Here is a 12,205-nt window from a genome sequence, read left to right on the forward strand (position 1 = left end):
CTCCTCGTCGAGCGGGGTGGTGGGGACGACTCGAAGGTAACCAGTGGTTTTGGATTGGTCAACAGTGGTCTCTTGTGGTCTTTAATAAAATATCAAGGTCGGGTCGTAAGTCCCGGGCGGGTCCCGACGGCCCCCCGATGAATCCCCGCCGCCCCGCGGCCGACAGTGAGGCAAAGTGGTAGCAAGTGGTATGGTTCGAGCCATGACCGACGACGCTGCCATCGCCGCCACCGCCTCGACCGCCCGTGCGGCCGACCCCCTGTGGACCCAGGCCGCGGACCGGATCCGCGAGGAGATCGCCCGTCGCGGACTGTCCGAGGGCAGCAAGCTGCCGCCCGAGCGCGAGCTGTGCACCCGGCTGGACGTCTCCCGCGTCACCCTGCGCCGCGCGCTCGCCCACCTCGTCGATCAGGGACTGGTCACCGCGTCCCACGGGCGCGGCTGGTTCGTTGCGGCACCGGTGGCACCCACGCCCGCCCGCGAATGGCCCAAGGACCTGGAGTCCTTCACCGCCACCGCGCGGCGCAAGCACATGCGCGCCAGCTCGGTGGTCCTGCGCCACGACACCGTCACCGCGTCCCTGGACGACGCCGACCGCCTCGGCGTGCCCGCCGGCACCCCGCTGCTGCGCCTGGAACGAGTCCGGCTGCTCAACGACGTGCGGATCGCCGTCGACCGGACCCTGGTCGTCGCCGAACTCGCGCCCGACCTCGCCCGTACGGACTTCCGCGAGACCTCCCTCTTCGAAGAACTGCGCCGCTGGGGCGTGGAACCCGACCGCGCCGAAGCGACCATCGAGGCGCGCAACGCCGACGGGGAGCTCGCCGGACACCTGGGCATCGCCGAGGGCGCGCCGGTGCTCGTACTCGACCAGACGGTGTACACCAGGGACCAGCGGCCGCTGCTGCTGTCCACGGTGGAGTACAGCGGGGACCGCTACCGGCTGCGCACCACCCTGCAGACAGACTGACACCGGGCGTCCGGCGCCCGGTAGCCCCGTTCGTCACCCTTCGGACAGCCGAAAGCCCCGGCCGGGGCGGTCGTACGCCCGTCCGGGGCCCGGTGGCCGCGCGCGACGCCGTTCAGATTCCCGCGAGGAACTCCAGCAGCGCCCGGTTGAAGGCCTCCGGCTGTTCCACGCCCGGCAGGTGCCCGGCCCCCTCCACCACGGCGAGCACCGAGTGCGGGACCAGCGCGTGCAGGGACTCGGCCTCGGAGACCGGGGTGTAGACGTCGTCCCGGCCGACCACGATCAGGCAGGGCACCTCGGGCGGCAGCGCCGCGAGCACCGGGGCGTAGTCGGGCCGTTCGGCGCGCCCGCGCAGGGCGGCCGCGGCGCCCTCGGGGGCGGTCGCGCACATCATCCCGGTGACCTTGGCCGCCGCCTCCGGCATACCGGTCACGTTGTACGGCGCGAGCATCTTGTCGATGACCTCGTCGGCATAGGGCTTCATTCCCTCCGCGAGGAGCCGTTCGGCAAGGTTCCGGCGGAAGGTTTTGCCGTCCTCGGTTTCCGGCGGAGAGGAGGTGTCGGAGAGAACGAGGGCCCGCACCCGACCCGGGTGGCCGAGCCTCATCTCCATGGCGATCTGGCCGCCCATGGACACACCGCCGACGACCGCCTGTTCGACGTCCAGACGGTCGAGCAGAGCAACCAGATCATCGGCGAAGTCCGCGAGCAGCGTTTTGCCCGGCAGCACCGGACTTTTCCCGTATCCCCGCAGGTCAGGGGTGATCACTCGGTAACCGGCCGTGGTCAGCGCCGCCGCCTGGGGAGCCCACATGGAGTGGCTGAACGGATGTCCGTGGATCAGGATTACGGGTGCTCCGTCACGGGGACCCAAGTCCTCGAAAAAGAGTGTCACGCCATTGCCAATTTGGGGGTTCATGAAAGGAGTCTAAGGAGCTACATTGAGCCACTCGCGTTCACCTGACAGCCCGTTGCCTTTCACTCGTGTTTTGCACGGGGGGCGACGTCAGGGACGCAGACTGTGCAACCACCCCACCGCCTAGAAGGACCGAAGGCTCCGTGCCCGTACCCGTACTCCTCGCCGGCCGCTCCGTGCGGCTTGAGCCCCTCGCCCCCCACCACACCGAGGCCTTGGCCCTGGCCGGGGCCGAGGATCGTACGACTTACGCCTTCACTCCCGTACCCCACGGGCTGCAGGCGTCACACGAGTACATCGACCGTGCCCTCGCCGATCAGGCGGCGGGTCGATCGCTCCCGTTCGCGGTGGTCAGAGCCACCGACGATCGGGTGGTCGGTTCGACCCGGTTCCTGGAACTCGACTACTGGCAGGGGCCCCTGGTGTGGCCCGCCGTGCCGGGCGTCCCGTTCGGCGATCCGGCGACGGCGATCCCCGATGCCGCCGAGATCGGCAATACCTGGCTGTCTCCGGCGGCCCAGGGCACCGGCATCAACACCGAGGCGAAGCTGCTCATGCTCCGCCATGCCTTCGAGACCTGGGGGGTCCGGCGGATCTCGCTGCGCGCGGACGCCCGCAACGGACGCTCGCGTGCCGCGATGGAGCGGCTCGGGTTCACCAGCGAGGGGGTCCGCCGGGCCCATTCGCGGGGCCTGGACGGCGCCGTGCGCAGTACGGCCTTCTACTCGATCCTCGACGAGGAGTGGCCGACCGTGCGGTCGGTCATCGAGCTGCGGCTGTCGGCCGCGGCGCAGCGCAAGCGGCGCCGCAAGACGCTCATCCCGGCGTAACGGTCCTTCGCCGGAATCCGCACGCCCGGCCCCCGGCTGCGCCCACTCCCCCGCCCGCGCCCCTTCGTCCCCGTCCCCGCCCTCCCGGTGTCAGCCGAGGAAGGCGGGGGCGAGGGCCGAGGTCATCAGGCGCGCCGGGGCGCCGGAGCCGTCGGCGGGCAGGGAGTACAGGTCGGCGCCGAAGTCCCCGGGCAGTGAGTAGACGACGGTCCTGTCATCGGTCCACACCACCTGGTCGTCGACGCTGCGCTCCTCCGCGAGCGGGGTCTCGGTCATGGTGGCGAGGTCCAGGACGTGGAGGCGCCAGGGTGCTTCCGGCGACAGGCCCGGCACCCGCTTCTTGAACACCAGCCGGGTCCCGTCGGGCGACAGGGACGGGCATTCCAGGTTCTCGCGCAGCGTGGTCACCGTGCGCGCCGCGAGGTCGCCGCGGACCAGGTGGGTCCGGCCGCCGGTGGCGAGCGTCGCGTAGAAGGTCCGCTCGTCGGCGGCGAAGGTGACCCCCCAGAAGTTGACGTCCGCGTTGCGGTACTGCTTGCCGTCCTTGTGGATGGTGAAGTCCTCCAGCGAGGCATCGTACGTCCCGCTGCGCAGGTCCAGCAGGGAGGTCCGGGTCGAGAAGTTCGTACCGGCGTACGAGTCCCCGCCGACGAAGACCGTCCAGGCGACGAGGTGGCCCCCGGGCGAGACCCGGGCCCGGGTCGGGATGCCGGCCAGCGGGCGGGAGCCGACCTCCTTCAGCCGGGCATCGAGGACCACCGCCTTGTAGCCCTCCTGCACCCCGCCCTTGTCCGACTGGAGGCAGACCCCGGTGCCGGCGGCCGCGTGGAAGCGCAGGCAGCTGACCCCGGAGGCGGTGCGCGGACCTTCGGGTGCGCCGGCCGCCGCGGTGGCGAGCTCGTCGCGGTGCGGTCCCCAGGCCATGTTCCGGAACACGATCCGCCGGCCGCCGTCGCCCGGGGCGAGTGACACCGGGCCGGGGGTGATCGGCGGGCCTCCGGCCTGGACCCGGTTCTTCTCCCCGGCGTGCGAGGAGGCCCGTACGACGGCGAGCGCACCGATGGCGGCGAGCAGGACGACGCCGGAGACGAAGATCAGGATCCGGCGGTGGAGGGGCATACCGAACACGGACGTTACCTCCGGGCGGGTGCAGGGAGCTGGGGGCGGCGCGGGGGTACCGTACCGATCGGCATGTGGAGAGACCAGGGACGGTCCGCGAAGAGACCGGAACCGGGCGCACCCTTTTCGCGCCGGGCAACGCGCTCCCCTACGGAACCCCAAGAGACGTAAAAATCGGGAACCCGTGGGCACGTACGCTCATCTTTCGATCGAAAGCAGTCCCAACCCCGCCCCAACGGGGCAGCACCAGCCGGAGAGCAACCGCACATGTCGCACGCACCCGACGGACAGCAGCAGCCGTACCGCTCGGAAGGGCCCTACCAGCAGCAGCCCTACGGGCCGTACGACCAGCAGTACGGACAGCCGCTCCCGCCGCCCCCGGAGGAGCCGCGCCGGCCGTCCCGGGTCCGGCGGTGGGTGATCGCGGGCGCCTCGGTCCTCGCGCTCGCCGCCGTCGCCTCGCTCGTGATGAGCCACTACGAGATACCGCCCTTCACCGACAAGGGCGACACCGTCTCCTTCGGGCAGCTGCCGCCCTCCGGCTCCGCCGGGGGCGACACCGGTGGAGCGGCCGTCGCCACGCCGCCGCCGAACTCGAAGATGTCGATGCCCACCGGCCCGGCGGCCGACTTCAAGAACTCGATGACCCTGTCCGACGGCACGCACGTCGCCGTCACCACGCTGGACGGCAAGAAGTCCGGCTTCAAGGGCAAGGTCTGGGTGTGGGCGCCCAAGGAGTACAACGACCCGAAGTTCGCCAAGAGCGGCTTCCCGGTCATGATCGCGCTGCCCGGCGGCGCCGGTTACCCGAACAACTACTGGATGGGCACCGACCTCGGCCTCCAGACCAGCATCAGCAAGTGGTACGCGGAGGGGAAGAGCAAGCCCTTCATCCTGGCCATGCCGGTGCTCAACCCGGGCCCGGACGACAAGGGCATCTACTGGGACGGCTCCGACATCCCGGGTCAGGCCAAGATGGGCACCTGGCTGACCGACGACGTCCCGGACCTGATGCGGGCGAACTTCCGCACGGTCAAGTCCCGTGACGGCTGGGCCTACATGGGCTCCTCCACCGGCGGCTTCGCCAGCCTGAAGGCCGTGCTGAAGCACCCGGACAAGTTCAAGGCCGCGATCTGCTCCGGCCCGGACATCGTCCCCGACTCCCCGCTCTGGACGGGCCACGACAAGGAGAAGGCGGAGAACAACCCCGAGCTGCTCGCCAAGGCGCTGATCGCCAAGAAGGGCGGCCCGGACGTCTACCTGGCCTTCCAGGTCGGCACCGACGAGAGCAACAAGAACACCCTGCCGAACGTGCAGAAGTTCATCGCCGCATACGGCAAGGGGCCGATCCACACCAACCTGAAGATCATTCAGGGCGGCAAGCACAACGCCAAGACCTACGTGCCCAACATGGGCGAGGGACCGATCCAGTTCATCAGCAAGGTCATGGCAGGACCCGTCGAGTAGTCGCCGCTCCGACCCGCACCGACTCCTCGCGCGCCGGCTCCTCGCGCGCCGGCTCTTCGCGCCCCGGATCCCCGTGCACCGGCCCGCCGAACACCTTCGGCGGGCCGTCGCCGTTCCAGGGCGCCCAGCCCGGGTCCCCGTCGACGGCGAAGCGCACCCAGGACCCGTGCATCTCCCCGGCCAGTTCCCGCGGGGCGTCCGGCCCGGCCAGCCAGGACGCCTCGGGCACCTCCAGGGTGTCGAAGACGAAGCCCAGTTCCAGGGCGTGGCAGGACCCGAGCCCTTCGACCCCGGACGGCCACGCGAACTCGTACACGAAGCTCGGCGCGCTCCGCCCGGCCGCGCCCGCCAGCACGCGCAGCGGATCGCGCAGCAGCCGGTCGGTGAGCAGGTGGCCGAGGAGGTCGGCCGGTCCCGCGCCGGGCCGCTCCGCGCGCAGCGCCCGTACGGCGGCCCGGTCCTTGCCGGAGCGGACCCGCCCCAGGGCCACGGACAGCGGCCCCAGCCGGTCCAGCAGCCGCATCGCACCGGTCGGAGCCAGCCAGAGCCGGTACTCCTCGGCGGTCCAGCCCAGCAGCAGCGGTACGTCGCCCCGCGCGGCCGCCGCTTCGAGCGGATCGAGCGGCAGCGTCCCGGGGTCCGCGACCAGCCCGAAGGCGGGGCCGCCGAGCAGCGGCGAGGACCGGCGCAGTACCGCCGCCTGGGCGGCCAGCAGGTCGGGCAGGGCGGCCCGGGCGAAGGCCTCGGCGGTGGCGGGCACCTTGAGCAGCGCGGCCATCCGCCGGACCATGGTGCGCACCTTGTCCCGCGGCAGCACCTCGGGGGCGCCGCTCTGCAGGACCGCCTGGCTGAAGAGCCCCGCGGCGCGGGGGGCGGCGAGCAGGGCGCCGATGCTGATGGCTCCGGCGGACTCGCCGAAGACGGTGACCCGGGAGGGGTCACCGCCGAAGGCCGCGATGTTGTCCCGCACCCAGGCCAGGGCGGCGATCTGGTCGAGCAGCCCGCGGTTGGCGGGGGCGTCGGGGAAGAGACCGTAGCCGAGGACGCCCAGGCGGTAGTTGACGGAGACGAGCACCACCCCGTCGCGGGCGAAGGCGGAGCCCTCGTAGACGGGCACGGCCGAGGAGCCGCGGGTGAGGGCGCCGCCGTGGATCCACACCATGACCGGCAGCCGGGCCGAGGGAGCCGGGTCCGGGGTCCACACGTTGAGGTTGAGGCAGTCGTCGCCCGGGAGGTCGGGGTCCGGCAGCAGCGCGGCGAACGCCTCGGGGTAGGGCACCTTGGGCGCGGTGGGGCCGTACGCCCCCGCGTCGCGTACGCCGTCCCAGGCCTCGGGGGGCTCGGGCGCGGCGAACCGGAGGGCTCCGACGGGCGGGGCGGCGTAGGGAACACCCCGGAAGACGGCGATGCCGCCCGGCCCGGTCCTGCCCTCGACCTCGCCGTGGGCGGTCCGGACACGGGGACGGGGACGGGCCCGGTCCGGGGTCTCGCTCGCCGCTGCGGCCATCACGTCCTCCTGGTGTCGGGGATCCCGGGGCAGGGGATCCCCGGGGGTGGGGGCTCCGGGGCCGCCGGGTCCGGTGTTCCGCACAACGCCGGTCGCACGGTCGCACAGGCATGCGCGGGGTGACAAGGCGTGACCCCGCCGGGGGCGCGCCGGGTTGGGCGGGGCATGCGATCCCTGTCTCTCCCCCACACCATTCGGAGCCTCGTCCGGGCCGGATCGGTCCCCGTCCTGCTGCTGGCGGCCACGGCCACCGGCGCGGCGGCGGCCGGCGGCAGTGCCCACGCGGCCGACGGCCCCACCGCCGCCCTCGGGACCCCGACGGCCGTCGGGCCCGCCTTCCAGTACCTGGGCACGGACGACCGCCCGCACGGCATCGACTCCCCCAAGGGCTGCGTGGAGGCACTGGGCGGCGGCGGGCGGGCGGTGACGAACAAGACCGGGAGCTCGGTGGCCCTGTACCGGGAGCCCGGCTGTGTGGGCACCCCGGTGGAGGTGCTGGCGCCGGGCGCGGTCAGGCAGGTGCCCCGCTACTTCTCCTCCGCCCGCTTCTCGGCCGGCTCGTAGCAATTCGAGATCACCAGCGGCCCAGCGGCCGTGACCCCTGGGCGCTCTCCGCGTTGTATGCCATGTCAAACGCCGCAACTTCTGTTTCCTGCGGCACCCCCATTCCTCTCTAGGAGATCTTGATGTCGCGTATCGCGAAGGCGTTCGTCATCACCGCTGCCGCCGGTAGCGCCCTTGCCGCCGGTGCGGGTCTGGCTGCTGCCGATGCCGGAGCGCACGGTGCGGCGGTCGGCTCCCCCGGTGTCCTGTCGGGCAACCTGCTCCAGGTTCCGGTGCACGTCCCGGTCAACGTCTGCGGCAACACCGTCAACGTGATCGGCCTGCTGAACCCGGCGTTCGGCAACACCTGCATCAACGCCTCGGGCGGCGACCACCACACCGAGGGCAACTACGGCGGCTGAATCGCCTGGTGACCCGAAGGGCCCCCGCCGGACGGCGGGGGCCCTTCCTCGTGTCGTCATCTGCGACCGCCCCGCCGGGGCTCACTCGTAGCGGTAGAGCCCCTGGTGGCCGAGCATCTCGCGCGGGGTGACGTCCCACGGCGGCATCGGCTCGTCGAGGGAGACCACCCGGCCGCGCTGGAGGTCGCCGAGCGCGAGCGGGGCCGCCGGCAGGTAGCCGGAAGCCGGGTGCCGCTGCTGCCAGCGGTCCCAGAGCAGGTCCACGAAGGCGTGGTGCAGCCAGAAGGCCGGGTCGTTGGGGGCCGTGCCGCCGGTCATGTGGCCGCCGATCCACTGGTGCACCTTGTTGTGGTTGCGCCACTTCTCGCTCTTCGGGGCGGCCCAGCCCTCCAGCTTGTTGCGGAAGCCGCCGCGCCCGGCCGTCGAGTCCCAGGGCGAGCTGTCGTACAGCGGGTCGTCGAGCGCCCACTGGAGCTCGGCCGGGGTCGGCAGGCTGATCGGATTCGCCGGCCGGCCCAGGTTGCGGGTGAGGAAGGCGGCCTCCGTGATGCCGACGGTGACCGTCCAGTTGCCCGTCCCGTAGGCGAACGGGCCGGTCATCACCTGGCGGTCGCTCTCGCGGCCGGTCCCGCCGAGGAAGTCCTCCGCCCAGAGGGAAGAGGCCGGGCTGGTGTCGGTGGTCCAGTCCCAGTACGGGATGGTGACGCCCGCGTCGACGCTCTGGAGCTGACGTTCGAACTCCAGCAGGTAGCGCCGGTGCCAGGGGAAGAAGGACGGCGACATGTGCCCGACGCGCAGTTTGCGCTCGCGGTCGGGGACGAAGTACTTGTCGTGGGTACGGACGAACGCGTCGTAGGTGCCGTTGCGCTTGAGCTCGATCACGGCCGCCGTGAAGCGCTTCTTCTGCGCGCTGGTCAGGTTCTTCTGGTTCTGCCTGGTGTACACGCCCTGCTACTCCTGTCCCCCGTGGTGCGCGGCGGCGAACGCCAGCTGGGTGGTGCCCAGTTCGTCGACGGCCGCACGGGCCAGCTCCAGCGGGGTCGCGTAGGACTGGAAGTGGTTGATCCCGCTCAGGTACGTGCCGTCGGAGCGGCGCATGACGTGCAGGGCCCGCCCGTCGATGCGGACGGAGGTCCCGGCCGCGTCGACGGCGATGTGCCGGCCCCGGTACGTCTCCTCGCGTCCCGGCAGCGGGGCCGGGGTGAGGGTCTGGCGGGGACGGCGGGCGCGCAGTACGGGGGCCAGCGCCGCGGCCGTGCCGGCGAACACGGCCGCGGTGAAGGCCGTACGGAGGACCGCGCGGCGGGTGAGTGGTGCGGCGGGTGCTGCGTACATACGGTCTCCCTCGCTCGGTGGCCGGTGGCTACGGGTCTAACGCGGCGCGGCGGGCGAGGTCACCGGGAGCACCTACTCCTGTTCGGTGTGTTTGTAGTAGAGGGTGGTCGCCACCAGGCGGCCGGCCGGGTCGGTGGCGTAGTCGGGGATGGAGCCGGCTTCGGTCCAGCCCGCGGCGCGGTACACCCGCTCGGCCGCACTGCCGCTCTCGGTGTCGAGGATCAGCAGCACCACCCCCGCGCGGGCCGCGGCGGCTTCGGCCTCGGCGAGGAGCGCGCGGCCGGTGCCGCGGCCGCGTGCCCCGGGGTGGACCATCAGCTTGCGGATCTCGGCGCGGTGACGGCCGTTGGGCTTCGTCTCCCGGCTCCAGCTGACGGTGCCGTCGACCCGGCCGTCCGGTCCCCGGGACACCCACAGGGCGAGCGAGCCCTCTGCGACAGCGGGGAGCAGGGAGTCCCACCAGGCGGCGGCCGCCCGGTGGTCGAGGTCGGCGAGGAAGCCGATGGAGGAGCCGCCGCGCACCACGGCGAGGAGCAGGTCGGCGAGCTCCTCGCGGTGTGCGGTCAGGGCGGCGGCGTCGTCGATCCGGGTGAGGGAGGGGTTCATCCGCCCGAGGATAGGGATCAGGCGGCGGTGCGCTGCAGCCGGGGCAGGTGCAGGTCGCGGAAGATCGCGGTCATGCGCAGGGCGAAGACGAGGCCGGCCGAGACGGCGATGTTGGCGGTGTCCGGGACGCCGGCCCGGTGCAGGCCGAGGTAGGACAGCGCCCCGGCGAGGGCGGCGGTCGCGTACACCTCTTCGCGCAGGAGCAAGGGCGGGAACTCCCCGCAGAGCACGTCGCGGACCACCTCGCCGGTGACGCCCGTCAGGACGGCCAGGATGAGCACGGCGACGGGGGTGACGTGCGCGTCGATCGCGGCGCGGGCGCCGATCACGGTGACGACGGCGAGGCCGACGGCATCGACGACCATGAGCGCGCGCTGCGGGAGCTCCCGGCGGCGCAGGTAGAGCATGGTGGCGACGGCGACGGACCCGATGAGGACGAGCAGCAGCCAGTCGTGCGTCCAGTAGAGCGGGTGCCGGTCGAGGATGAGGTCGCGCAGGGTCCCGCCGGAGATGCTGGCCGCGAAGGCGAGGACGAGCCCGCCGAAGGGGTCCATGTTGGCGCGGTGCGCGGCGAGGACGCCGGAGGCGGCGAAGGCGGCGATGCCGAGGAGGTAGAGGGCGTGCAGCATGGCGCCTCCTTCGAGGGGCTGGGCGGGGCCGGGGGAGGTGAGCAGGTCTGTGCGACCGGGCTGGGACAGCACCCTGCGAGGGGCCCGGCCGGCCCGGAGAGGTTCGGGGGGACCCGTAGAGGTTGCCGGATCCGCCCGGGCGCCCGCATCGGCCGTTCGGCCAGGACTGCGGCGCGGCCGGGACGGCGACGCCGCCAGGACGGCAGCGCCGCCAAGACGGCGGCGCGCATGCCGCCCGGCCCCCGGACTCGCCCGCGCTCCCAGCCCCGGGCCGCCCGCGAACCGGACCGTGACCCAGCCCGTGCACCCGCCCGTGAGCCGGACCGTCAGGCGTCGTCGCCGAGCCGGTCGCGCTGGATCCGGTGTGCGAGGGTGCGGCGCACGGAGGCCGGGGTGTCCGTCGTGGCGCCCGAGGGGACGTCGAGGCCTCGGGCGATCGCGTCGTACGCCGCGCGGTGGGAGGCGGGCAGCTCCTCGCGGTGCAGCCTGAGGTCCTCCTCGACCAGGCGCCGCAGCTCGTCCACGTCCCGGGGGGTGAAGCGCTTCTTCCCCCGGGCGATGGCGTCGACGTGGCGGGCACAGCGCGCGGTGTCCGGGTACGCCTCTGCGATCTCCTCGGCCAGGCCCCACAGGCGTCCTTCGAGCCATGGCGGGTCGCCCTGGTCGAGGGAGAGTCCGATCGGCGGCAGCGGGTCTTCCGCCTTGTACTTCGCCACCTGCTTCGACACGGCGGGCTGGCTCATGGCGGTGAGCTGGGCGATCTTGTCCTGTGTCCAGCCGAAACCCGTGAACACCTTGATCATCTCGGTGCGCAGCTTGCGCATCTCCTCGCCCGCGCGGATGACCTCGTTCATCTCCGCGAGCATCCGCCCGGCCTGCTCCTCCGTCAGCGACTCCGGGATCCGGCGCACACCCTCTTCACCTGTCATAGCTCGGTTATACACCGGAAGCGAAGGACGGCGGCAGGCCTCCATAACCGGGTTGTATAACTTGGTTATGACTGGCAGGCTGCGTCCATGCCCACCTTTTGCGCACCCGACGGAAGCCGGCTCGCCTACCGCACGATCGGCGCCGCCGACGGCCACGGCGAACCGGTCGTCTGCATCCCCGGAGGCCCCGCGGATTCCCAGTACCTCGGCGACCTCGGAGGGCTGTCCCGGCACCGCCGGCTGATCCTCCTCGACCTGCGCGGCACCGGCCGGTCGGCGGTTCCCGAGGACACCGCCTCCTACCGCTGCGACCGGCTCGTCGAGGACGTGGAGGCGCTGCGCCAGCACCTCGGGCTCGCCCGGACGCACCTGCTCGGCCACTCCGCCGGGGCGAACATCGCGATGGGGTACGCGGCCCGGTACCCCCGCACCATCGGCAAGCTCGCCCTGGTCGGCCCCGGCACCCGGGCCGTCGGGATCGAGGTCACCGGCGAAACCCGGCTCGCACTCGCACGGCTCCGCAAGGACGAGCCCTGGTTCCCGGCGGCCTTCGCCGCCCTGGAGGCCGTTTCCGCGGGCACGGGCGGCGACTGGGACGCCCTCGCCCCCTTCTTCTGCGGCCGGTGGGACAGCGCGGCACGGGAGCACCACGCGGCCGGCCTGCCGGTCAACCGCGATGCCGTCGCCCACTTCGGCGCCGAGGGTGCCTTCACGCCGCAGACCACCCGGGCGGCGCTCGCCGCCTTCGAGGCACCCGTCCTGCTGCTCACCGGGGAGTTCGACCTGAACAGCCCCCCTCGGTCGACGGCCGAGCTCGCGGGACTCTTCCCCGACGCCACTCTCTCGGTACAGCCCGGAGCGGGCCATTACCCCTGGGTCGACGATGCCGAGCGGTTCGCAGCGACCGTCGAGGAGTTCCTGGGGCAATGACC

General features: G+C 72.5%; 14 protein-coding genes. 6 read left to right on the forward strand and 8 right to left on the reverse strand.

All coding sequences use genetic code 11. The annotated features are described in order from the left end of the window. Positions 1 to 202: 202 nt before the first annotated feature. A complete protein-coding gene (locus tag OG276_RS02290) occupies positions 203 to 970 on the forward strand; it encodes a GntR family transcriptional regulator (RefSeq protein WP_266902166.1) in 768 nt (255 codons plus the stop codon). Between the two features lie 112 nt (positions 971 to 1,082). Here OG276_RS02290 and OG276_RS02295 read toward each other — a convergent pair whose 3' ends face one another. Continuing rightward, the gene (locus OG276_RS02295) at positions 1,083 to 1,889 is read right to left on the reverse strand and encodes an alpha/beta fold hydrolase (RefSeq protein ID WP_266902168.1); all 807 of its coding nucleotides are present in this window, start codon (positions 1,887 to 1,889) and stop codon (positions 1,083 to 1,085) included. A gap of 140 nt (positions 1,890 to 2,029) precedes the next feature. Here OG276_RS02295 and OG276_RS02300 point away from each other — a divergent pair, with 140 nt between their 5' ends. Further along, a complete protein-coding gene (locus OG276_RS02300; RefSeq protein ID WP_243332231.1) occupies positions 2,030 to 2,716 on the forward strand; it encodes a GNAT family N-acetyltransferase in 687 nt (228 codons plus the stop codon). Positions 2,717 to 2,806: 90 nt separating this feature from the next. Here the strand turns inward: OG276_RS02300 and OG276_RS02305 are convergent, their stop codons facing one another. Further along, a complete protein-coding gene (locus tag OG276_RS02305; protein ID WP_266912475.1) occupies positions 2,807 to 3,835 on the reverse strand; it encodes a hypothetical protein in 1,029 nt (342 codons plus the stop codon). A gap of 267 nt (positions 3,836 to 4,102) precedes the next feature. On the opposite strand from OG276_RS02305, the gene OG276_RS02310 reads away from it, so the two are divergent. Next, on the forward strand, positions 4,103 to 5,302 hold the full coding sequence (locus OG276_RS02310; protein WP_266902174.1) for an esterase family protein: 1,200 nt from the start codon (positions 4,103 to 4,105) through the stop codon (positions 5,300 to 5,302). Here the strand turns inward: OG276_RS02310 and OG276_RS02315 are convergent. Further along, complete coding sequence (locus tag OG276_RS02315) at positions 5,280 to 6,809, reverse strand: carboxylesterase/lipase family protein (RefSeq protein WP_266902176.1); 1,530 nt, start codon at positions 6,807 to 6,809, stop codon at positions 5,280 to 5,282. The genes OG276_RS02310 and OG276_RS02315 overlap by 23 nt on opposite strands. 165 nt (positions 6,810 to 6,974) lie before the next feature. Between OG276_RS02315 and OG276_RS02320 the strand changes: the two genes are divergently transcribed. Continuing rightward, the gene (locus OG276_RS02320; protein ID WP_266902178.1) at positions 6,975 to 7,373 is read left to right on the forward strand and encodes a hypothetical protein; all 399 of its coding nucleotides are present in this window, start codon (positions 6,975 to 6,977) and stop codon (positions 7,371 to 7,373) included. A gap of 122 nt (positions 7,374 to 7,495) precedes the next feature. Further along, positions 7,496 to 7,774, forward strand: a complete 279-nt coding sequence (locus tag OG276_RS02325; RefSeq protein WP_266902180.1) for a chaplin — start codon at positions 7,496 to 7,498, stop codon at positions 7,772 to 7,774. Between the two features lie 81 nt (positions 7,775 to 7,855). Here OG276_RS02325 and OG276_RS02330 read toward each other — a convergent pair whose 3' ends face one another. The 5 genes from OG276_RS02330 to OG276_RS02350 all read right to left on the reverse strand — a co-directional run bounded on the left by OG276_RS02330 (position 7,856) and on the right by OG276_RS02350 (position 11,273). Then, complete coding sequence (locus tag OG276_RS02330; RefSeq protein ID WP_266902181.1) at positions 7,856 to 8,719, reverse strand: tyrosinase family protein; 864 nt, start codon at positions 8,717 to 8,719, stop codon at positions 7,856 to 7,858. Positions 8,720 to 8,725: 6 nt separating this feature from the next. Next, positions 8,726 to 9,109 (reverse strand): tyrosinase family oxidase copper chaperone, encoded by a 384-nt coding sequence (locus OG276_RS02335; protein ID WP_266902183.1) that lies wholly within the window; start codon positions 9,107 to 9,109, stop codon positions 8,726 to 8,728. Between the two features lie 72 nt (positions 9,110 to 9,181). Beyond that, complete coding sequence (locus OG276_RS02340; RefSeq protein ID WP_266902185.1) at positions 9,182 to 9,715, reverse strand: GNAT family N-acetyltransferase; 534 nt, start codon at positions 9,713 to 9,715, stop codon at positions 9,182 to 9,184. A gap of 17 nt (positions 9,716 to 9,732) precedes the next feature. Then, positions 9,733 to 10,344, reverse strand: coding sequence for a trimeric intracellular cation channel family protein (locus OG276_RS02345; protein ID WP_266902187.1), 612 nt, complete (start codon positions 10,342 to 10,344; stop codon positions 9,733 to 9,735). A 326-nt stretch (positions 10,345 to 10,670) separates the two neighbouring features. Then, positions 10,671 to 11,273 (reverse strand): sigma-70 family RNA polymerase sigma factor, encoded by a 603-nt coding sequence (locus tag OG276_RS02350; protein WP_266902189.1) that lies wholly within the window; start codon positions 11,271 to 11,273, stop codon positions 10,671 to 10,673. 87 nt (positions 11,274 to 11,360) lie between these two features. Between OG276_RS02350 and OG276_RS02355 the strand changes: the two genes are divergently transcribed. Next, on the forward strand, positions 11,361 to 12,203 hold the full coding sequence (locus tag OG276_RS02355) for an alpha/beta fold hydrolase (RefSeq protein ID WP_266902191.1): 843 nt from the start codon (positions 11,361 to 11,363) through the stop codon (positions 12,201 to 12,203). Positions 12,204 to 12,205 lie beyond the last annotated feature (2 nt).

This window comes from Streptomyces sp. NBC_00086, from assembly GCF_026343255.1.
Lineage (GTDB): Bacteria > Actinomycetota > Actinomycetes > Streptomycetales > Streptomycetaceae > Streptomyces.

Bases quoted from the DNA above. Each gene is read 5' to 3' on its own strand.
- OG276_RS02290 (WP_266902166.1), top strand. From the start codon at position 203: ATGACCGACGACGCTGCCATCGCCGCCACCGCCTCGACCGCCCGTGCG.
- OG276_RS02335 (WP_266902183.1), bottom strand. From the start codon at position 9,109: ATGTACGCAGCACCCGCCGCACCACTCACCCGCCGCGCGGTCCTCCGT.
- OG276_RS02315 (WP_266902176.1), bottom strand. From the start codon at position 6,809: ATGGCCGCAGCGGCGAGCGAGACCCCGGACCGGGCCCGTCCCCGTCCC.
- OG276_RS02320 (WP_266902178.1), top strand. From the start codon at position 6,975: ATGCGATCCCTGTCTCTCCCCCACACCATTCGGAGCCTCGTCCGGGCC.
- OG276_RS02350 (WP_266902189.1), bottom strand. From the start codon at position 11,273: ATGACAGGTGAAGAGGGTGTGCGCCGGATCCCGGAGTCGCTGACGGAG.
- OG276_RS02325 (WP_266902180.1), top strand. From the start codon at position 7,496: ATGTCGCGTATCGCGAAGGCGTTCGTCATCACCGCTGCCGCCGGTAGC.
- OG276_RS02355 (WP_266902191.1), top strand. From the start codon at position 11,361: ATGCCCACCTTTTGCGCACCCGACGGAAGCCGGCTCGCCTACCGCACG.
- OG276_RS02310 (WP_266902174.1), top strand. From the start codon at position 4,103: ATGTCGCACGCACCCGACGGACAGCAGCAGCCGTACCGCTCGGAAGGG.
- OG276_RS02345 (WP_266902187.1), bottom strand. From the start codon at position 10,344: ATGCTGCACGCCCTCTACCTCCTCGGCATCGCCGCCTTCGCCGCCTCC.
- OG276_RS02340 (WP_266902185.1), bottom strand. From the start codon at position 9,715: ATGAACCCCTCCCTCACCCGGATCGACGACGCCGCCGCCCTGACCGCA.
- OG276_RS02295 (WP_266902168.1), bottom strand. From the start codon at position 1,889: ATGAACCCCCAAATTGGCAATGGCGTGACACTCTTTTTCGAGGACTTG.
- OG276_RS02305 (WP_266912475.1), bottom strand. From the start codon at position 3,835: ATGCCCCTCCACCGCCGGATCCTGATCTTCGTCTCCGGCGTCGTCCTG.